Here is a 20,987-nt window from a genome sequence, read left to right on the forward strand (position 1 = left end):
GTGTCTTTGATCGCTTCCGACCAATTCCGCATCGTTGTCGGCCTCGGCAAGAGCGGCATGTCCCTGGTTCGCTTCCTGGCGAGCCGGGGCATTGCCTTTGCGGTCGCCGACACCCGCGAGCAACCGCCGGAACTGGACACCCTGCGCCGTGATTACCCGCAGGTGGAAGTGCGCTGTGGCGAGCTGGACGTGGACTTCCTGTGCCGCGCCAACGAGCTGTACGTGAGCCCCGGCCTGGCCCTGGCCACCCCGGCCCTGCAGCAGGCGGCCGCGCGTGGCGTGAAGCTGTCCGGTGACATCGAGCTGTTCGCCCAGCACGCCAAGGCGCCGATTGTTGCCATCAGCGGTTCCAACGCCAAGAGCACCGTTACCACCCTGGTCGGCGAAATGGCCGCCAAGGCCGGCAAGCGTGTGGCCGTGGGCGGCAACCTCGGTACCCCGGCGCTGGACTTGCTGGCGGATGACGTCGAGCTGTACGTGCTGGAGCTGTCCAGTTTCCAACTGGAAACTACTGACCAGCTCAACGCCGAAGTGGCCACCGTGCTGAACATCAGCGAAGACCACATGGACCGCTACAGCGGCCTGCCGGCCTATCACCTGGCCAAGCACCGGATTTTCCGCGGTGCCCGCCAGGTGGTGGTCAACCGCCAGGACGCCCTGAGCCGGCCACTGCCGGTGGAAGGCCGCCCATGCTGGACCTTCGGCCTCAACCAACCGGACTTCAAGGCCTTCGGCCTGCGTGAAGTGGACGGTGAGAAATACCTGGCGTTCGAGTTCCAGGCGCTGATGCCCGCGCGCGAGCTGAAGGTGCGTGGTGCCCACAACCAGAGCAACGCCTTGGCGGCACTGGCCCTGGGGCATGCCGCAGGCCTGCCGTTCGAGCCCATGCTCGAAGCCTTGCGCGAGTTCGGTGGCCTGGCCCACCGTTGCCAGTGGGTGCGCGAGCGCAACGGCGTGAACTGGTACGACGATTCCAAGGCCACCAACGTCGGTGCCGCCCTGGCCGCCATCGAAGGCCTGGGTGCCGATATCGAAGGCAAGTTGGTACTGATCGCCGGTGGCGATGGCAAAGGTGCCGAGTTCACTGCGCTGCGCGAGCCCGTCAAGCGCTTCTGCCGCGCCGTGGTCTTGCTTGGTCGTGATGCCGAGCGCCTGGCCGAGGCCCTGGGTGATGACGTGCCGCTGGTACGGGTCAAGACCCTCGACGACGCCGTGCAGCAGTGTGCCGAACTGGCCCAGGCCGGCGATGCGGTGCTGCTGTCGCCGGCGTGCGCCAGCCTCGACATGTTCAAGAACTTTGAAGAGCGCGGGCGCCTGTTCGCCCAGGCAGCGGGAGGGCTTGCATGATCTTCGGCATCTTCAAGCCCTACCCGTCGCCGCTGATCAGCGGCCGTGGCATCGACCTCGACTTCCCGATGCTCGCCGGCTGCCTGGCCTTGCTGGGCCTGGGCCTGGTGATGATCACCTCGGCGTCCTCGGAAGTGGCCGCGGTGCAGTCGGGCAACCCGCTTTACCACATGTTCCGCCACCTGGTGTACGTGTTCCTCGGGCTGGTGGCCTGTGGCGCGACCATGCTGGTGCCGATCGCCACCTGGCAGCGCATGGGCTTCATGATGCTGCTGGGCGCCTTCGGCTTGCTGGTGCTGGTGCTGGTGCCGGGTATCGGCCGTGAAGTGAACGGCTCCATGCGCTGGATCGGCTTCAGCTTCTTCAACGTCCAGCCTTCGGAAATCGCCAAGGTGTTCGTGGTCGTCTACCTGGCAGGTTACCTGGTACGCCGGCAGACCGAGGTACGCGAAACCTGGATGGGCTTCTTCAAGCCGTTCATCGTGCTGCTGCCCATGGCCGCCCTGTTGCTGATGGAGCCGGACTTCGGTGCCACCGTGGTGATGATGGGCGCGGCGGCGGCCATGCTGTTCCTCGGCGGGGTGGGGCTGTTCCGCTTCAGCCTCATGGTGGTGTTGGCGGTGCTGGCGGTGTTTGTGCTGGTACAGGCGCAGCCCTACCGGATGGCGCGGCTTATCACCTTCACCGACCCGTGGTCCGACCAGTTCGGCTCGGGCTACCAGCTGACCCAGGCACTGATCGCTTTCGGCCGTGGCGAGTGGCTGGGCGTAGGCCTGGGCAACAGCGTGCAGAAACAGTTCTACCTGCCCGAAGCGCACACCGACTTCGTGTTCTCGGTACTGGCCGAAGAGCTGGGCGTGGTCGGCTCGCTGCTGACCATTGCACTGTTCGTGTTCGTGACCGTGCGTGCCCTGTACATCGGCCTGTGGGCCGAGAAGGCCAAGCAGTTCTTTGCCGCCTATGTGGCCTTCGGCCTGGCGTTCCTGTGGATCGGCCAGTTCCTGATCAACATCGGGGTGAACGTCGGCCTGCTGCCAACCAAGGGCCTGACCCTGCCGTTCCTCAGTTACGGGGGCAGTTCGCTGGTGATCTGTTGCGCCTGCGTAGGCCTGTTGCTGCGTATCGAGTGGGAGAGCCGAACGCACCTGGGCAGCGAGGAACACGAATTCAGCGAGAGCGATTTTGCCGAGGAGACCAGTCATGGCCGCTGACGGCAAGAACATACTGATCATGGCGGGCGGCACCGGGGGCCACGTGTTCCCGGCCCTGGCCTGCGCCCGTGAGTTCCAGGCACGTGGTTTTACCGTGCACTGGCTGGGCACGCCGCGTGGCATCGAGAACGAGCTGGTGCCACAGGCCGGCCTGCCACTGCACCTGATCCAGGTCAGCGGCCTGCGTGGCAAAGGCAAGCTGTCATTGCTCAAGGCGCCGTTCACCCTGGTCAAGGCCGTGCTGCAGGCGCGACGCATCATTCGCCAGCTCAAGCCGGTATGCGTACTGGGTTTTGGCGGCTACGTGACCGGCCCCGGCGGTGTGGCCGCGCGGCTGTGCGGCGTGCCACTGGTGATTCACGAGCAGAACGCCCGTGCCGGTACCGCCAATCGGTTGCTGGTGCCCCTCTCTGCGCGGGTCTGCGAAGCTTTCCCGAACACCTTCGAGGCCAGCGACAAGCGTCGTACCACCGGCAACCCGGTGCGCCCGGAGCTGTTCATGGATGCACAACGCGCGCCCCTGGCCGAGCGCCGTGCGCGCCTGCTGGTGCTCGGTGGCAGCCTGGGTGCGGAACCATTGAACAAATTGTTGCCTAAGGCCCTGTCCGAAGTCCCTGCCGCGCTGCGGCCAGAGGTGTTCCACCAGGCCGGCAAGCAACACGCGCCAATCACCGCCGAGCGTTATCACGAGGCGGGCGTCGAGGCTCAGGTAGAGCCCTTCATCAAGGACATGGCCCAAGCCTATGGCTGGGCCGACATGGTGGTGTGCCGGGCCGGTGCCCTGACCGTCAGCGAGCTGGCGGCAGCAGGCCTGCCTTCGATGCTGGTGCCTTTGCCCCACGCCATCGACGACCACCAGACCCACAACGCCCAATATCTGGCCCGCGAAGGCGCTGCCTTCCTGATGCCACAAGCGACAACTGGCGCAGCGCAGCTCGCTGAACGCCTGAACGAGGTGCTGATGCAACCCGAGAAACTCAACGTCATGGCAGGCACCGCACGGCGCCTGGCCAAACCTGCTGCAACCAGCACCGTGGTCGATATCTGCCTGGAGGTGGCCCATGGTTGAAAGCCAGAAAGCCATGCCCCAGCCGAAGATGGGCCGTATCCGCCGTATCCACTTCGTCGGTATCGGCGGCGTGGGCATGTGCGGCATTGCCGAAGTGTTGCTGAACCTGGGCTATGAAGTGTCCGGTTCGGACCTGAAAGCTTCGCCGGTGACCGAGCGCCTGGAATCGTTCGGCGCCGAGATCTTCGTCGGCCACCGCGCCGAGAACGCCGCCACTGCCGACGTGTTGGTGGTGTCCAGCGCCATCAACCCGGAAAACCCGGAAGTTGCCACCGCCCTTGAGCGGCGCATTCCGGTGGTGCCGCGTGCCGAAATGCTCGCCGAGCTGATGCGCTACCGTCATGGTGTGGCCGTTGCCGGTACCCACGGCAAGACCACCACCACCAGCCTGCTGGCTTCGGTGTTCGCCGCCGGTGGCCTGGACCCGACCTTCGTGATCGGTGGCCGCCTGACCGCTGCCGGTACCAATGCCCAGCTGGGCACCAGCCGCTACCTGATCGCCGAAGCAGACGAAAGCGACGCCAGCTTCCTGCACCTGCAGCCGATGGTAGCCGTGGTCACCAACATCGACGCCGACCACATGGCGACCTACGAAGGTGACTTCAACAAGCTGAAGAAAACCTTCGTCGAGTTCCTGCACAACCTGCCGTTCTACGGCCTGGCGGTGATGTGCCTGGACGACCCGGTGGTGCGCGAAATCCTGCCTCAGGTGAAACGCCCGACGGTGACCTACGGCTTCAGCGAAGAAGCCGACATCCGCGCCATCAACGTGCGCCAGCAGGGCATGCAGACCCACTTCACCGTGCTGCGCCGTGACTGCGAGCCGCTGGAAGTGTCGGTGAACATGCCCGGCAACCACAACGTGCTCAACGCGCTGGCCACCATCGCCATCGCTACCGACGAAGGCATCAGCGACGAAGCCATCGTCCAGGGCCTGTCCGGCTTCCAGGGTGTCGGCCGACGCTTCCAGGTGTACGGCGAACTGCCGGTCGAAGGCGGCAGCGTGATGCTGGTCGACGACTACGGCCACCACCCGACCGAAGTGGCGGCGGTGATCAAGGCCGTGCGCGGTGGCTGGCCAAGCCGCCGCCTGGTGATCGTGTACCAGCCGCACCGCTACAGCCGCACCCGTGACCTGTACGACGATTTCGTCCAGGTGCTGGGCGATGCCAACGTGCTGCTGCTGATGGAGGTCTACCCGGCGGGCGAAGAGCCGATCCCGGGTGCCGACAGCCGCCAGCTGTGCCACAGCATTCGCCAGCGCGGCAAGCTGGACCCGATCTACATCGAGCGCGGCGCCGAGCTGGCACCGCTGGTCAAGCCACTGCTGCGCGCTGGCGACATCCTGATCTGCCAGGGTGCCGGTGATGTCGGCGGCCTAGCCCCGCAATTGATGAAAAGCCCGCTGTTCGCTGGCGCCAAGCAGGAGAAGTCGAAATGACCAGCGCCTACGAAAAACTGCACTCGACCCTGGACGTCAAGGCGTTCGGCCGTGTCGCCGTGTTGTACGGTGGCAAAAGCGCCGAGCGTGAAGTGTCGCTGAAGTCCGGCGCTGCGGTGATCGACGCGCTGACCACTGCCGGTGTCGACGTGGTCGCCATCGACGTGGGTGATGACCTGCTCGACCGCCTGCAAAGCGAGAAGATCGACCGCGCCTTCATCATCCTGCACGGCCGTGGCGGTGAAGACGGCAGCATGCAAGGCCTGCTGGAGTGCCTGGGCATCCCTTACACCGGCAGTGGCATCCTTGCCTCGGCGCTGGCCATGGACAAACTGCGCACCAAGCAGGTGTGGCAGAGCCTGGGTATTCCGACCCCGCGCCACGCGGTGTTGGCGAGCGAAAACGATTGTTTGTTGGCCAGTACGGAACTGGGCTTCCCGCTTATCGTCAAACCCGCCCATGAAGGCTCTAGCATCGGCATGGCCAAGGTGAACAGCGCCCAGGAACTGGTCGCCGCCTGGCAGGACGCCGCCCAATACGATTCCCAGGTACTGGTGGAACAGTGGATCCACGGCCCGGAGTTCACCATCGCGGTCTTGCGCGGCCAGGTGCTGCCGCCGATCGCCCTGGGTACGCCGCACGTGTTCTACGACTACGACGCCAAGTACATCGCCAACGATACCCAGTACCGCATCCCGTGCGGCCTGGATAGCGTCAAGGAACAGGAACTGATCGACCTGACCGCCCGCGCCTGTGATGCCATCGGCATCGAAGGCTGGGGGCGTCTGGACGTGATGCAGGACGAGCAGGGCCGGTTCTGGCTGCTCGAAGTCAACACCGCACCGGGCATGACTGATCATAGCCTGGTGCCAATGGCGGCCCGCGCGGCCGGCCTGGACTTCCAGCAACTGGTGCTGGCAATCCTGGCTGAAAGCGTGACGACGCGAGGTTAACAACCATGCAAGGCGCGATGATACGTCAGCAGCAACCCGTTACCGGCCGTAGCAAGCCGGTGCCGCGTGGTGCCAGCCGGCTGGTGGCCGACGAGCCCGTATCGGCGCGCCTGCCGCGGCCAAGCCTGGGAGGCCTCAAGCGCCTGCTGTGGCCGGTGCTGCTGGTGGCGGCCGGCTTTGGTGCCTACGAGGGTGCCATTCGCCTGATGCCGTATGCCGACCGGCCGATCACCAAGATCGACGTGCAGGGCGACCTCAGCTACATCAGCCAGCAGTCGGTGCAGCAGCGCATCGCGCCCTACGTGGCGGCGAGCTTCTTCAGCGTCGACCTGCCGGCGATGCGTGCGGAGCTCGAGCAGATGCCCTGGATCGCCCACGCCGAAGTGCGCCGGGTGTGGCCTGACGAGGTGGTGATCCGCCTGGAAGAACAGCTGCCGGTGGCGCGCTGGGGTGACGAAGCCTTGCTCAACAACCAGGGCCAGGCCTTCACCCCGCGCGAACTGGCCAACTACGAGCACCTGCCGCAGCTGGCCGGGCCCCAGCGTGCTCAGCAACAAGTCATGCAGCAGTATCAGGTATTGAGCCAGATGCTGCGCCCCATGGGCTTTTCCATCGCTCGCCTGGAGCTGCGCGAGCGAGGCAGCTGGTTCCTGACCACCGGTGCAAGCAGCGCCGGGCCAGGCATCGAGCTGCTGTTGGGGCGCGACCATCTGGTGGAGAAGATGCGCCGTTTCATTGCCATTTACGACAAGACACTCAAAGACCAGATCACCACTATCGCCCGCATTGATCTGCGTTATTCCAACGGACTTGCCGTTGGTTGGCGGGAACCGATTGCACCGACGACGGCCCAACCCGCCGTTGCGAAGAATTAGAGAGAGGCAGGACCATGGCAAACGCGCATAGCGGCAAAATGATCGTCGGGCTGGACATTGGCACCTCCAAGGTGGTGGCGCTGGTGGGCGAAGTGGGCGAAGACGGCACCCTGGAAATCGTCGGGATCGGTACCCATCCGTCCCGCGGCCTGAAGAAAGGCGTGGTGGTGAACATCGAGTCCACCGTGCAGTCGATCCAGCGCGCCGTCGAAGAAGCGCAGCTGATGGCCGGCTGTCGTATCCACTCGGCCTTCGTCGGGGTAGCCGGTAACCACATCCGCAGCCTGAACTCCCACGGCATCGTCGCCATCCGCGACCGCGAGGTCAGCCTGGCCGACCTGGAGCGTGTACTCGACGCCGCCCAGGCCGTGGCGATTCCGGCTGACCAGCGCGTGCTGCACACCCTGCCGCAGGACTACGTGATCGACAACCAGGAAGGTGTGCGCGAGCCGCTGGGCATGTCCGGCGTGCGCCTGGAAGCCAAGGTCCACGTGGTCACCTGCGCGGTCAACGCGGCGCAGAACATCGAGAAGTGCGTTCGCCGCTGCGGCCTGGAAATCGACGACATCATCCTTGAGCAGCTGGCCTCGGCCTACTCGGTGCTGACCGACGATGAAAAAGAGCTGGGCGTGTGCCTGGTGGACATCGGTGGCGGCACCACCGACATCGCCATCTTCACCGAAGGCGCCATCCGTCACACCGCGGTCATCCCGATTGCCGGCGACCAGGTGACCAACGACATCGCCATGGCCCTGCGTACCCCTACCCAGTACGCCGAAGAAATCAAGATCCGCTACGCCTGCGCCCTGGCCAAACTGGCTGGCGCCGGCGAGACCATCAAGGTGCCGAGCGTGGGCGACCGCCCACCGCGCGAGCTGTCGCGCCAGGCCCTGGCCGAGGTGGTGGAGCCACGTTACGACGAGCTCTTCACCCTGATCCAGGCCGAGCTGCGCCGCAGCGGCTACGAGGACCTGGTGCCAGCCGGCATCGTCCTCACCGGCGGCACCGCGAAGATGGAAGGTGCCGTGGAACTGGCCGAGGAAATCTTCCACATGCCGGTACGCCTGGGCGTACCGCACAGCGTTCGGGGGCTGAGCGACGTGGTTCGCAACCCGATCTATTCCACCGGCGTGGGCTTGCTCACCTACGGCCTGCTGAAGCAGTCCGAGGACCTGATCCTGACCGGTAACACCAACAGCAGCAACAACAGCTATGGCGATGAACCGAAGGCCCCAGTGCTTGAGCGTTTCAAGAAGTGGGTCCAGGGCAATTTCTAAGTTTCAAAGCAGTAGTGGTAGGCGCAACAACTAGAGAACTGTAAGGAGAGGGAAAATGTTCGAGCTCGTAGACAACGTCCCGCAAAGTCCGGTCATCAAGGTGATCGGCGTTGGTGGTGGTGGCGGCAACGCCGTCAACCACATGGTCAAGAGCAGCATCGAAGGCGTGGAATTCATCTGCGCCAACACCGATGCCCAGGCGCTGAAAAGCATTGGCGCGCGCACCATCCTGCAATTGGGCACTGGCGTGACCAAGGGCCTGGGTGCCGGTGCCAACCCGGAAGTCGGCCGTCAGGCGGCGCTGGAAGACCGTGAGCGCATCGCCGAAGTGCTGCAGGGCACCAACATGGTGTTCATCACCACGGGCATGGGTGGCGGTACCGGTACCGGTGCAGCGCCGATCATTGCCGAAGTGGCCAAGGAAATGGGCATTCTCACCGTAGCCGTGGTGACCCGTCCGTTCCCGTTCGAAGGCCGCAAACGTATGCAGATCGCCGATGAAGGCATCCGCATGCTGGCTGAAAGCGTCGACTCGTTGATCACCATTCCCAACGAGAAGCTGCTGACCATCCTGGGCAAGGATGCCAGCCTGCTGTCCGCCTTCGCCAAGGCCGACGATGTACTGGCCGGTGCCGTTCGCGGTATCTCCGACATCATCAAGCGCCCGGGCATGATCAACGTCGACTTCGCCGACGTGCGTACCGTGATGGGTGAAATGGGCATGGCGATGATGGGTACTGGCTGTGCCAGCGGCCCGAACCGTGCGCGTGAAGCCACTGAAGCTGCGATCCGCAACCCGTTGCTGGAAGACGTCAACCTGCAGGGCGCCCGTGGCATCCTGGTGAACATCACCGCAGGCCCGGACCTGTCGCTGGGTGAGTACTCCGATGTGGGTAGCATCATCGAAGCCTTCGCCTCTGACCACGCCATGGTCAAGGTCGGCACCGTGATCGACCCGGACATGCGCGACGAACTGCACGTGACCGTGGTGGCCACTGGCCTGGGTGCGCGCATCGAGAAGCCGGTCAAAGTGGTCGACAACACCCTGCAGACCGCCCAGCAGGCGTACGAAGCGTCCAACCCTGCCCCGGTTCGCCAGGAGCAGCCAGCGGTCAACTACCGTGACCTGGAGCGCCCGACCGTGATGCGCAACCAGGCCCATGCAGGTGCTGCTGCAGCCGCTAAACTGAACCCTCAGGATGACCTGGACTACCTCGATATCCCGGCTTTCCTGCGTCGTCAGGCTGATTAATGGAATTTATCAGGGGTATAAAGGTGATTGGTATTCATCAAAGGTTGGGTCTGTTATCATCCCCAGCCTTTGTTGATACCTGTTCGCAATTTGCGCTGAAGCGGCCAATGCCATGATTAAACAACGCACCCTGAAGAATACCATCCGTGCCACAGGTATCGGTCTGCACTCTGGGGAGAAGGTTTACCTGACCCTCAAGCCTGCACCTGTGGACACCGGCATCGTCTTCCGCCGCGCCGATCTCGACCCTGTGGTCGAAATCCCTGCGCGTGCGGCCAACGTCGGCGAGACAACCATGTCGACGACGCTGGTCAACGGTGACGTCAAGGTCGATACGGTCGAGCACCTGCTCTCCGCCATGGCGGGCCTGGGCATCGATAACGCCTACGTCGAGCTCTCCGCCTCGGAAGTGCCGATCATGGATGGCAGCGCCGGACCCTTTGTATTCCTGATTCAGTCTGCCGGCCTGGAAGAGCAGGACGCAGCCAAGAAGTTCATCCGCATCCTGCGTGAGGTAACCGTGGAAGAGGGCGACAAGCGCGCCACGTTCCTGCCTTTCGAAGGGTTCAAGGTGAGCTTCGAGATCGACTTCGATCACCCGGTCCTCAAGGGCCAGACCCAGAGTGCGGTCGTCGACTTCTCCAGCACCTCGTTCGTGAAGGAAGTCAGCCGCGCGCGTACCTTCGGTTTCATGCGTGACATCGAGTACCTGCGCAAGCACAACCTTGCGCTGGGTGGCAGTGTCGAGAACGCCATCGTGGTCGACGAGACCGGTGTGCTTAACGCGGACGGCCTTCGTTCCGATGACGAATTCGTCAAGCACAAGATCCTCGACGCCATCGGCGACCTTTATCTGCTGGGCAACAGCCTGATCGGCGAGTTCAAGGGCTACAAGTCCGGCCACGCGCTGAACAACCAGCTGCTGCGCAAGCTGATTGCTGAAACCGATGCCTGGGAAGTGGTTACTTTCGAAGATGCCAGCACGGCACCGATCTCGTACATGCGCCCTGTTGCGGCCGTGTAAGTTCGAACACTCTCTCTAGTGTTGTATCAAGGCCACCTTCGGGTGGCCTTTTTTATGGCTTGCTTCTGGCGTGGGCGGCTAACCGTTCCAGCGCTGCGCGCAGCTTGGGGTCGGTGATGCCCTCGGCGGTGTCGCGCAGGCTTTCGGCGGCGCTGATCGACAACTCTGCCGCATGCCCACCTCGCTTGGCTGGTACCAGCGGTGGCTGCACCTTGTACAGGATGCGCCTGAGATTGCCGAATGCCTCCATGGCCTGCAATGCGGCCAGCAGGCGCTTCTGCTGGTAGCGCAGGCGGGTTGCCCAATGGCCGTCGGTAACCACCAGCAACAAAGTGCCATCGCGCCACGACGCCACATGGCAGTGTTCGCGGGCAGCCGGTTGCAGCTGGCTTTCCAGCAGGCGCTGCAGGTGCTCCAGGCGCTCGGCCTGGTTCAGCAGCAGGCGCAGCGGGCGCACCTGGCGCAGCAATGCGGAGGGCGGCTGGGCAGGGGAGGGTTTGTAGGCCATGGGGGTACGCAAGCAGTTACAAGTTGGCAGTTTAACACCTCTTATAGCCTGCACTGGCCTCTTCGCGGGTAAACCCGCTCCCACAGGTACGGCGCTACCTTGAAGACAGAGGTAACCTGTGGGAGCGGGTTCACCCGCGAAGAGGCCGGCACAGGCAACAGAAGATAAGACTGGTTCTCGATAGCTTTCATGTTGCCAAGCCTTGAACTCAGGGAAAATGCCCCTATCTAAGACAGGCCCCTGCCAAAACGCTGTAATAGCATCGTGGAAATCCACCACTTTCCTCACCATCGTTTCCGGGTAGAATGCTCGTTCGCATGCGGCCTCAGGGCTGCACGGGCGACTCATGGGGCCGCCCTCCATCCCTACGTGTGGAAGATCCTGCCGATATGTTTGCGCCTTTGTTAAAAAAACTTTTTGGAAGCAAGAACGAGCGTGAAGTGAAACGCATGCTCAAGACGGTGAGTATCGTCAATGCCTTCGAAGAGAAGATGGTGGCCCTCTCCGACGAGCAACTGCGGGGCAAGACCGCAGAGTTCAAGGAGCGCTTGGCCAAAGGCGAGACACTGGACCAATTGCTGCCTGAAGCCTTCGCCGTGGCCCGAGAGGCCGGCAAGCGCGTAATGGGCATGCGCCACTTCGATGTGCAGCTGATCGGTGGCATGACCCTGCACGAGGGTATGATCGCAGAAATGCGCACCGGTGAAGGCAAGACCTTGGTCGGTACCTTGGCCGTGTACCTCAACGCACTGTCCGGCAAGGGCGTGCACGTGGTCACCGTCAACGACTACCTGGCCCGCCGTGACGCCAACTGGATGCGCCCGCTGTACGAGTTCCTCGGCCTGTCGGTCGGTATCGTTTCGGCCTTCCAGCCGCCTGAGGAAAAGCGCGCCGCCTATGCGTCCGACATTACCTACGGCACCAACAACGAATTCGGTTTCGACTACCTGCGCGACAACATGGCGTTCAGCCAGGAAGAGAAGTTCCAGCGTGAGCTCAACTTCTCGGTCATCGACGAAGTCGACTCCATCCTCATCGATGAAGCGCGTACCCCGCTGATCATCTCCGGCCAGGCCGAGGACAGCTCCAAGCTGTACATCGAGATCAACCGCCTGATCCCGCGCCTGACCCAGCACATCGAAGAGGTCGAAGGCCAGGTCACCCAGGAAGGCCACTTCACCATCGACGAGAAGAGCCGCCAGGTCGAGCTCAACGAAGCCGGTCACCAGTTCATCGAAGAAATGCTCACCCAGGCCGGCCTGCTGGCCGAGGGCGAGAGCCTGTACTCCTCGCACAACCTGGGCCTGCTGACCCACGTTTACGCTGGCCTGCGCGCGCACAAGCTGTTCCACCGCAACGTCGAGTACATCGTCCAGGACGGCCAGGTCCTGCTGATCGACGAGCACACCGGCCGTACCATGCCGGGCCGTCGCCTGTCCGAGGGCCTGCACCAGGCCATCGAAGCGAAAGAGAACCTGAATATCCAGGCCGAGAGCCAGACCCTGGCGTCGACCACCTTCCAGAACTACTTCCGCCTGTACACCAAGCTGTCCGGCATGACCGGCACCGCCGACACCGAAGCGTTCGAGTTCCAGTCCATCTACGGCCTCAACGTGATGGTGATCCCGCCGAACAAGCCGCTGGCACGTAAAGACTTCAACGACCTGGTGTACCTGACCGCCGATGAGAAATACGCCGCGATCATTGCCGACATCAAGGAAAGCATGACCCACGGCCGCCCGGTGCTGGTGGGTACTGCCACCATCGAAACCTCCGAGCACATGTCGAACCTGCTGCTCAAGGAAGGCATCGAGCACAAGGTACTGAACGCCAAGTACCACGAGAAGGAAGCCGAGATCATCGCGCAGGCCGGTGCCCCAGGCGCACTGACCATCGCCACCAACATGGCCGGCCGTGGTACGGACATTCTGTTGGGCGGTAACTGGGAAGCCGAAGTGGCCACCCTGGAAAACCCGACCCCCGAACAGATCGCCCAGATCAAGTCCGACTGGCAAAAACGTCACCAGCAAGTGATCGAGTCGGGCGGCTTGCACGTGATCGCTTCCGAGCGCCATGAATCGCGCCGTATCGACAACCAGCTGCGTGGCCGTTCGGGCCGTCAGGGTGACCCGGGTTCCAGCCGCTTCTACCTGTCGCTGGAAGACAGCCTGATGCGTATCTTCGCCTCTGACCGGGTGAAGAACTTCATGAAGGCACTGGGCATGCAATCGGGCGAGGCCATCGAACACCGCATGGTCACCAACGCCATCGAGAAGGCCCAGCGCAAGGTCGAAGGCCGCAACTTCGACATCCGTAAGCAATTGCTCGAATACGACGACGTGGCCAACGAGCAGCGCAAGGTGATCTACCACATGCGCAACAGCCTGCTGGCCGCCGAGAACATCGGCGACACCATCGCCGAATTCCGCCAGGAAGTACTGGACGCTACCATCAGCCAGCACATCCCGCCGCAGTCGCTGCCCGAGCAGTGGGATGTGGTCGGCCTGGAAGCGGCATTGGCCAGCGATTTCGCCATGAAGCTGCCGATCCAGCAGTGGCTCGACGAGGACGATCACCTCTACGAGGAAACCCTGCGCGAGAAGCTGCTGAACGAGATCACCACCGCCTACACCGAGAAGGAAGACCAGGCCGGTATCGACGCCCTGCGGACCTTCGAGAAGCAGATCCTGCTGCGCGTGCTGGACGACCTGTGGAAAGACCACCTGTCGACCATGGACCACCTGCGTCATGGTATTCACCTGCGTGGCTATGCGCAGAAGAACCCGAAGCAGGAGTACAAGCGCGAGTCGTTCAGCCTGTTCCAGGAGCTGCTCGAGTCGATCAAGCGCGACACCATCCGCGTGCTGTCCCACGTTCAGGTTCGCCGCGAAGATCCGATCGAAGAAGAAGCCCGCCTGCGTCGCGAGGCCGAGGAACTGGCCAGCCGCATGCAGTTCCAGCATGCCCCAGCACCGGGCCTGGAAAGCGAGCAACTGAGCGAGGAGGGCGTCGAAGTGGCGGTCGCCGCAGCGCCAGTGCGCAACGACCAGAAGCTGGGCCGCAACGAGCCGTGCTGGTGTGGTTCGGGCAAGAAGTTCAAGCATTGCCACGGGCAGATCGAGTGATCTGATTCATTGGCTGTAACGTGACAAACCGGGGGCCGCTTTGCGGCCCATTCGCGGCACAAGGCCGCTCCTACAGGGACCGCGCCCGACCCAATGGTTGCGATGTCCCTGTAGGAGCGGCCTTGTGCCGCGAATGGGGCGCGAAGCGGCCCCGCTCTTCCATCATCATTTCACCGTTTTTCTAGGAGCGCTCTAATGGCTGTTGGTCTTGGTCCTTTGCCCACCCTGCACCCGGTTCCGGGTTTTGAACTCGGCATCGCTTCTGCCGGCATCAAGCGCCCGGGGCGCAAGGATGTGGTGGTCATGCGCTGTGCCGAAGGCTCCAGCGTGGCTGGCGTGTTCACCCTCAACGCCTTCTGCGCAGCGCCGGTGATCCTGTCCAAGCAACGTGTACAGGGCACCGTGCGCTACCTGCTGACCAACACCGGTAACGCCAACGCCGGTACCGGCGCGCCAGGCCTGGCCGCTGCCGAACGTACCTGCGCCAAGCTGGCCGAGCTGACTGGCGTGCCAGCCGAGTCGGTACTGCCGTTCTCCACCGGCGTGATCGGCGAGCCACTGCCGGTCGAGAAGATCGAAGGTGCACTGCAGGCCGCCCTCGACAACCTGTCGGAAAACCACTGGGCTGAAGCCGCTACCGGCATCATGACCACCGATACCCTGCCCAAGGGCGCCAGCCGTCAGTTTCAGCACGATGGCGTGACTGTTACCGTCACCGGCATCAGCAAGGGTGCAGGCATGATCCGCCCGAACATGGCCACCATGCTCGGCTACATCGCCACCGACGCCAAGGTTGCCCCGGCGGTGCTCAAGGACCTGATGCTGGACGGCGCCAACAAGTCGTTCAACCGCATCACCATCGATGGCGACACCTCGACCAACGACTGCTGCATGTTGATCGCTACTGGCAAGGCCAACCTGCCGGAAGTGACCGAAGCCAGCGGTGCGCTGTTCGAAGCGCTGAAAAAGGCCGTGTTCGAAGTGTGCATGGAAGTGGCCCAGGCCATCGTCCGTGACGGCGAAGGCGCCACCAAGTTCGTGACCGTGCAGGTCAACGGTGGTGGCAACCACCAGGAATGCCTGGACGTCGGCTACGCCGTGGCCCACTCGCCACTGATCAAGACCGCACTGTTCGCCTCCGACCCGAACTGGGGCCGCATCCTGGCCGCCGTTGGCCGTGCTGGTGTGCCGGAACTGGATGTAAGCCTGATCGACGTGTACCTGGACAGCGTGTGCATCGCCAGCAAAGGCGGCCGTGACCCGAGCTACACCGAAGCACAGGGCTCGGCCGTGATGGCCCAGGAAGAGATCACCATCCGCATCGAGTTGGGCCGTGGCCAGTGCAGCGAAACCATCTGGACCACCGACCTGTCCCACGAGTACGTGAAGATCAACGCCGAGTACCGTACCTGATCGAAAATGGGGCCGCGTTGCGGCCCAATCGCGACACAAGGCCGCTCCCACATGGGGCGGTGTTCGCAGGACCTTGTGGGAGCGGCCTTGTGTCGCGATTGGGCTGCAAAGCAGCCCCAAAATTCCAAACCCATGGAGCCGAACCATGAGCTATCACCTGATCATCGGCGACAAGCTGTATTCCTCCTGGTCGCTGCGTGGCGCCCTGGCCCTCGAGCTGGCCGGCGTGGCCTACGAAGAAACCCTGATCAAGCTCAATCAGCCTGATACCCGTCAGCGCATGCTCGCTTTTTCCTCCACCGGCAAGGTGCCGTTGCTCAAGACCGGGCACGGTGTGATCGCCGATTCCCTGGCCATCGCCGAATACCTCAACGAACAGCACCCCGATGCCCAGCTGTGGCCTGTCGACGTAGCCGCCCGCGCCCAGGCCCGTTCGGCGTGTGCACAGATGCACAGCGGTTTCTTTGCCCTGCGCGGTGCCATGCCGTTCGACCTGTCGCGTGACCAGGCCCTGGACGATGTGCCGCTGGACGTGCAGGTCGACATCGACCGTATCGTCGCGCTGTGGTCCGAATGCCGCGTGGTGGCCAAGGACAGCGGCCCGTTCCTGTTCGGCAAACCGAGCCTGGCCGACGCCTTCTTCGCCCCGGTGGCCGTGCGCCTGCGCACTTACCGCGTGGAGGTGCCGGCAGAGGCGGCAGCCTACATCGAAACCATTTATCAGTGGCCAGCCTTCAAGGCTTGGCAGCAGGCCGGCCTGGCGGAGCGTGAAGGGTGAAACGGATACATGTTGTAGCGGCAGTCATTCGCGGTACTGACGGGCGCATTCTGATTGCACGCCGGGCCGATACCCAGCACCAGGGCGGCCTGTGGGAGTTTCCCGGTGGCAAGGTGGAAGAGGGCGAAGGCGTGGAAGCGGCGCTGGCCCGTGAGCTGCGCGAGGAACTGGGCATCGAGGTGACCCGCTCGCGTGCGCTGATCAAGGTCAGCCATGACTACCCGGACAAACAGGTGCTGCTGGACGTGCGCGAGGTCGACGCGTTCACGGGCGAACCTCATGGCGCAGAAGGGCAGCCGCTGGAATGGGTGTCGCCACGGGACCTGGCGCAATTCGAGTTCCCCGAGGCCAACAAGCCGATCGTGGCTGCGGCGCGTCTGCCGGACCAATACCTGATTACTCCGGATGGCCTGGAAGTGCCGCAGATGCTCAAGGGCATCCAGAAGGCGGTGGCCAGTGGTATTCGCCTGATCCAGTTGCGCGCGCCGGACATGTACGACCCCAAGTACCGCGATGTGGCGGTGGATGCCGTAGGGCTGTGTGGGGGCAAAGCGCAACTGATGCTCAAGGGGCCGCTGGAATGGCTGGGAGATTTCCCGTCGGCCGGTTGGCACCTGACGGCCGCGCAACTGCGCAAGTACGCTGCCAAGGGCAGGCCGTTCCCCAAGGAGCGCTGGCTGGCGGCGTCCTGCCATAGCGCCGAGGAGCTGGCGCTGGCCGAGCAGATGGGCGTGGACTTTGTCACCTTGTCGCCGGTGCAGGCAACCCAGACTCACCCCGAGGCGGTGCCGCTGGGGTGGGATGAGGCGCAGCGGTTGATTGCCGGGTTCAACCAGCCGGTTTACCTGCTGGGTGGGGTAGGGCCGGGTGAGCGCCAGCAGGCCTGGGAAGCCGGGGCGCAGGGTGTAGCCGGGATCCGGGCGTTCTGGCCCGAGGCCTGAGTCGCCTGTAACAGGGGCCGCTGCGCGGCCCATTCGCGGGCTTGCCCGCTCCCACAGGAAACTCACAAGCTCTAAGCCTGCGCAGTACCTGTGGGAGCGGGCGAGCCCGCGAATGGGCTGCAAAGCAGCCCCAGAAATATCAGCCTTTCGGTTTCTCGGCAGGCTGCCACAAAACCTCAGCCACCCCTTGGCGCCGTCCGATGATCCGCGCCGCCACAAACAGCAGATCCGAAAGCCGGTTGATATACGCCAACCCAACGCCTTCCAGTGGCTCCACGGCATTCAGCTGCTGGCACCGCCGCTCGGCACTGCGCGCCAGGCTGCGGCACACATGCGCCTGCGCCACCAGCGCCGAACCACTGGGCAAGATGAAGTTCTTCAACGGCCCCAGCTCTTCGTTCCACACATCGATGGCCGCCTCCAGGCGCTCCACCTCTGCCAGGGTCAACGCCTGGTAACTCGGCATCGCCAGCTCACCGCCCAGGTCGAACAAGCGGTGCTGGCACGGCACCAGCACGGCGCTCACCTCGTCCAGGCCTTGCTCGTCCAGGCCCGCCAGCAGCAGGCCCAACTGGCTGTTCAGGCTGTCCACCTCGCCAATCGCCTCGATCCGCGGGTGGTCCTTGGGCACCCGGCGTCCGTCGCCCAGGCCGGTTTCGCCCTTGTCGCCGGTGCGTGTGTAGATCTTCGACAGGCGATAGCCCATGTCACTTCTCCGTGTTGGCCGGCGTCGCCGGCTGGACGAGGGGCAGGCGCAGGGTAAAGCAGGTGCCCTGGCCGGGCGTGGACTGCACTTCCATCTGCCCCTTGTGGTTGTTGGTGATGATGAAATACGAAACTGACAGCCCCAGGCCAGTGCCCTGGCCGATTTCCTTGGTGGTGAAGAACGGCTCGAAGGTGCGCTTGCGCACGGCCTCGGGCATGCCGACGCCGTTGTCCTCGACCTGGATTTCCGCCCATGGCGGGTTTAGCCGGGTGCGCAGGGTGATGCGCCCGGGCTCGCTGGGCTGTGGCCGCACGTGGATGGCCTGCGCCGCGTTTTTCAGCAGGTTCAGCAGTACCTGTTCCAGTTCGTTGGCGGTGCAGGGCACGGGGCCCAGTTCCGGGTCGAACTGGCGCACGATGGCCTGGCCCTTGAAGTCGAAGCCGATGGTCAGGTCAAAGTCATTGCCGGCAATGTCCACCGCCTGGTCGATCAGTGCCGGCAGGTCGCACGGCGCCAGCTGGCGGTTGCTGCGGCGGCTGAAGCTGAGCATGTGGGTGACGATTTTCGCTGCCCTGGCGCCGGCCTGCTGAATACCATCGAGCAGCTGGGGTACCTCGCGGCTTTCCAGGTAGCGGTTGACCGTGGCCAGGTCGATGTCCAGTTCTTCGGCCTGCTCCTGGTTGCGCGGCAGCTCGGGCGACAGGCGCCGGCGAATGTTTTGCACGTTGTGCAGGATGGCGCCCAGCGGGTTGTTGATCTCGTGGGCCATGCCCGCCGCCAGGCCACCGACCGAGAGCATCTTCTCGGATTGCACCATCATCTCTTCCAGCGACAGGCGCTGGGTAATGTCGTCGATGCGGATGACCACGCCGCGCCCGCCACCGCCGGTCAGCGGGTAGAAGGTCAGGGCGTAGTGGCGCAGGTCGTCGTCCTTGGGCCATGTGACCCGCTCGATCTTCGCCACCCGGTGCTTTTCCACGGTTTCCTTCAACTGCGGCAAGAACGGCTTGAGCGGCTCGAAGGCGATGAACACCGGCTGGTTCAGCGCTTCGTCCAGTGGTGTACCGGAAAGTACCGTGGCTTCGTTGTTCCACTGGGTCACATAAAGCTGTTCGTCGAGGGCGATCAGCGCCGAGGGCATCGAGTCGATGATGCTGTTGAGGTAGTTCTGGAAGCCTGTGAGTTTTTTCTCGATCTTGCTGCGTACCTGCACTTCCAGCTCAAGCTTGCGGTTGGTGTGACGGGTTTCTTCGGCCAGGCCCTGGGCTTGGTCGTAGGCGCTCTGGAATTCGTCGCGCGCGCGCTTTAGCTGCTGCTCGCGGCCCTCAATGCGCGTGAGCATGGTGTTGAAGGCTTCGGCCAAGCTGCCGATTTCATCGTCGTTGCCGCGCCTGGCGCGCAAGGCATAGCTCTCTTCGCGGGTGACCTGGCGGCTGAGCTCTTCGAGCTGGTTGATCGGCTGGGTGATCAGGCGTTTGATCTGCCGGGCGACCACAATCCACAGCAGGATGCTGAACACCAGGATGCCCAGGCTGGCGCTGAGCGTGCCGGTGTAGAACGCCGTGGGCAGCTCGCTGCTGGCCACCAGCAGCAAGTGCGCCGGCGGGTTGGCGTCGCGCGGTATGCGGATCAGCTGGGTACTGCGAAACTCCATCAGGCGCCAGCCGTCGATGTTGCGAAAACGCTTGGGCAGGGCCAGCGGCTCGCCATGCTGCAACTGCGCCAGCAGGCGCCCATCGCCACCGTAGACGGCGGCGGCGCGCAGCGGCGTGTAGCTGTCCAGTTCCTTGAGCAGGGCGGTGGCGGTTTCCGGGGTGTCGCCGGCGCGGGCCGCAAGCTGTGGGTTGGCCACCAGCCGGCCAATGGTCTGCAGTGCCTGCGGCGCCATGCTCTCCTGGGTGATCCAGTAGGCGGCGCTGATGAAGGTGAGGTTGGCCACCAGCAGGATGGTCACCAGCAACACCAGCAGGGCCGCCAGCAGTTTCTGCCCGACCGGGAGGTTTTCCAGGCGTTGGCGCAAGGTCATGGGCTAGGCAATGTCCGTATCCGGTTGAAAGGGCCGCGTCAGTCGCAGGGCAAGCCACGCGTGCGCAAGTTATCGACCAGGCGCTGGTGCAAGCGTTCCAGTAGTGGCACTTGCAGGCCATGGCGCCCGGCCGCACGGCAGGCATGGCCGAGCAGGTAGTGCACCTCGGTGCGTCGGCCCGCGCGCACGTCCTGGTACATGGAAGAGTAGTTGGCTGCGGTGGCAAGGATCACCCGCTGTACTTCTTCGCTCAACTCATCTGCCGCTTCCGGCTGGCCACAGCGCCGCAGCAACTGGACCAGTTCGGCGCACAACGCATCGACTTCACCCAGGTGCCCCAGCAGCCCGCCGTTCTGGCATTCGTGCAGCACGGTCAGCGGGTTGATGGCGCAATTGAGGGCCAGCTTGCGCCATAGGCGGGTGAGGATATCCACGGTCCATTCGGCAGGGATGCCGGCTTCGTGCAGGTCATCGAACCAGGCGGGCATTGCAGGGTTGCGTGGGTCGCCCAGCCAGTTGAAACCGTGGCCGGCAAAGCGCACCTGCCAGTCTCCCTCGCGAAAGGCCCCTTCGGTGCTGGAGGCGAAGATGCAGCGTGCGTGGGGCACCAGGTCGGCCACTTGGTCCTGGCTGCCCAGGCCGTTCTGCAGCAACAGCACTTCGGCGCCCTCGGCCAGCCGCGGTGCCACGCCGGCAATGGCCGGCGCCGCGTCGTAGGCCTTGCAGGCCACCAGCAGGCGATGGATGGGGCCCTGCGCCTGTGCGGTTTCGGCGGGGATGGCGTAGTGGCGGGGCTGGTCCTGTTCGACCAGGGTCAGGCCGCCGGCCTGCTGATAGGCCTGCAGGCGTTGCCCGTCACGCAGTATCACGCGCACGGCCTTGCCCGCGCGCGCCAGGCGGCAGGCCCACAGGCTGCCGAGGCTGCCGGCGCCGAGAATATGCCAGGTGCTGCTCATATGCGTTTCGCAACCCGTTATAATGAGCCCGCATTTTAACCGTCTAACTCAGCGTGCTCCATCTTCAGACCGAGCGCGCTTTATT

17 protein-coding genes are annotated in these 20,987 nt (G+C 63.9%); 13 read left to right on the forward strand and 4 right to left on the reverse strand.

Annotation, left to right across the window (positions count from 1 at the left end):
• The 9 genes from murD (at position 1) to lpxC (ending at position 10,449) form a co-directional block, all read left to right on the forward strand.
• Positions 1–1,347: a UDP-N-acetylmuramoyl-L-alanine--D-glutamate ligase gene (gene murD / locus ABOC32_RS08060; RefSeq protein WP_426810667.1), complete on the forward strand. Its 1,347-nt coding sequence runs from the start codon at positions 1–3 to the stop codon at positions 1,345–1,347.
• Positions 1,344–2,558 carry a putative lipid II flippase FtsW gene (ftsW, locus tag ABOC32_RS08065; RefSeq protein WP_016488963.1) on the forward strand — a complete coding sequence of 405 codons (1,215 nt, stop codon included), beginning with the start codon at positions 1,344–1,346 and terminating at the stop codon, positions 2,556–2,558. The genes murD and ftsW overlap by 4 nt, the downstream gene beginning before the upstream one ends.
• The gene (gene murG / locus ABOC32_RS08070) at positions 2,548–3,627 is read left to right on the forward strand and encodes an undecaprenyldiphospho-muramoylpentapeptide beta-N-acetylglucosaminyltransferase (protein WP_426810668.1); all 1,080 of its coding nucleotides are present in this window, start codon (positions 2,548–2,550) and stop codon (positions 3,625–3,627) included. The genes ftsW and murG overlap by 11 nt, the downstream gene beginning before the upstream one ends.
• Positions 3,620–5,068, forward strand: a complete 1,449-nt coding sequence (gene murC / locus ABOC32_RS08075) for a UDP-N-acetylmuramate--L-alanine ligase (RefSeq protein ID WP_426810669.1) — start codon at positions 3,620–3,622, stop codon at positions 5,066–5,068. The genes murG and murC overlap by 8 nt, the downstream gene beginning before the upstream one ends.
• The gene (locus ABOC32_RS08080) at positions 5,065–6,021 is read left to right on the forward strand and encodes a D-alanine--D-alanine ligase (RefSeq protein ID WP_426810670.1); all 957 of its coding nucleotides are present in this window, start codon (positions 5,065–5,067) and stop codon (positions 6,019–6,021) included. The genes murC and ABOC32_RS08080 overlap by 4 nt, the downstream gene beginning before the upstream one ends.
• 5 nt (positions 6,022–6,026) lie before the next feature.
• Positions 6,027–6,896, forward strand: a complete 870-nt coding sequence (locus ABOC32_RS08085) for a cell division protein FtsQ/DivIB (RefSeq protein ID WP_016498051.1) — start codon at positions 6,027–6,029, stop codon at positions 6,894–6,896.
• A gap of 14 nt (positions 6,897–6,910) precedes the next feature.
• Positions 6,911–8,173 (forward strand): cell division protein FtsA, encoded by a 1,263-nt coding sequence (ftsA, locus tag ABOC32_RS08090; RefSeq protein ID WP_016488959.1) that lies wholly within the window; start codon positions 6,911–6,913, stop codon positions 8,171–8,173.
• Between the two features lie 55 nt (positions 8,174–8,228).
• Positions 8,229–9,425, forward strand: coding sequence for a cell division protein FtsZ (ftsZ, locus tag ABOC32_RS08095; RefSeq protein WP_016488958.1), 1,197 nt, complete (start codon positions 8,229–8,231; stop codon positions 9,423–9,425).
• Positions 9,426–9,537: 112 nt separating this feature from the next.
• Positions 9,538–10,449: a UDP-3-O-acyl-N-acetylglucosamine deacetylase gene (gene lpxC / locus ABOC32_RS08100; RefSeq protein ID WP_016498054.1), complete on the forward strand. Its 912-nt coding sequence runs from the start codon at positions 9,538–9,540 to the stop codon at positions 10,447–10,449.
• A 52-nt stretch (positions 10,450–10,501) separates the two neighbouring features.
• Here lpxC and ABOC32_RS08105 read toward each other — a convergent pair whose 3' ends face one another.
• A complete protein-coding gene (locus ABOC32_RS08105; protein WP_426810671.1) occupies positions 10,502–10,957 on the reverse strand; it encodes a DUF721 domain-containing protein in 456 nt (151 codons plus the stop codon).
• A 389-nt stretch (positions 10,958–11,346) separates the two neighbouring features.
• Between ABOC32_RS08105 and secA the strand changes: the two genes are divergently transcribed.
• From secA to ABOC32_RS08125, 4 genes are all read left to right on the forward strand, one after another.
• A complete protein-coding gene (gene secA / locus ABOC32_RS08110; RefSeq protein ID WP_426810672.1) occupies positions 11,347–14,082 on the forward strand; it encodes a preprotein translocase subunit SecA in 2,736 nt (911 codons plus the stop codon).
• A gap of 195 nt (positions 14,083–14,277) precedes the next feature.
• Positions 14,278–15,495, forward strand: a complete 1,218-nt coding sequence (gene argJ / locus ABOC32_RS08115; protein WP_043198048.1) for a bifunctional glutamate N-acetyltransferase/amino-acid acetyltransferase ArgJ — start codon at positions 14,278–14,280, stop codon at positions 15,493–15,495.
• Positions 15,496–15,640: 145 nt separating this feature from the next.
• Complete coding sequence (locus ABOC32_RS08120; protein ID WP_426810673.1) at positions 15,641–16,273, forward strand: glutathione S-transferase family protein; 633 nt, start codon at positions 15,641–15,643, stop codon at positions 16,271–16,273.
• Positions 16,270–17,214 carry a Nudix family hydrolase gene (locus ABOC32_RS08125; protein ID WP_426810674.1) on the forward strand — a complete coding sequence of 315 codons (945 nt, stop codon included), beginning with the start codon at positions 16,270–16,272 and terminating at the stop codon, positions 17,212–17,214. Before ABOC32_RS08120 ends, ABOC32_RS08125 begins: the two co-directional genes overlap by 4 nt.
• Positions 17,215–17,353: 139 nt before the next feature.
• Here ABOC32_RS08125 and ABOC32_RS08130 read toward each other — a convergent pair whose 3' ends face one another.
• From ABOC32_RS08130 to ABOC32_RS08140, 3 genes are read right to left on the reverse strand one after another with little or no spacing between them, the layout of a single operon-like run.
• A complete protein-coding gene (locus ABOC32_RS08130; protein WP_426810675.1) occupies positions 17,354–17,920 on the reverse strand; it encodes a cob(I)yrinic acid a,c-diamide adenosyltransferase in 567 nt (188 codons plus the stop codon).
• 1 nt (position 17,921) lies between these two features.
• Positions 17,922–19,946: a sensor histidine kinase gene (locus tag ABOC32_RS08135; RefSeq protein WP_426810676.1), complete on the reverse strand. Its 2,025-nt coding sequence runs from the start codon at positions 19,944–19,946 to the stop codon at positions 17,922–17,924.
• A gap of 38 nt (positions 19,947–19,984) precedes the next feature.
• A complete protein-coding gene (locus ABOC32_RS08140; protein ID WP_426810677.1) occupies positions 19,985–20,902 on the reverse strand; it encodes a putative 2-dehydropantoate 2-reductase in 918 nt (305 codons plus the stop codon).
• Between the last annotated feature and the right edge of the window lie 85 nt (positions 20,903–20,987).

This window comes from Pseudomonas sp. WOUb67 (assembly GCF_050058005.1).
Classification (GTDB): Bacteria; Pseudomonadota; Gammaproteobacteria; order Pseudomonadales; family Pseudomonadaceae; genus Aquipseudomonas; species Aquipseudomonas putida_R.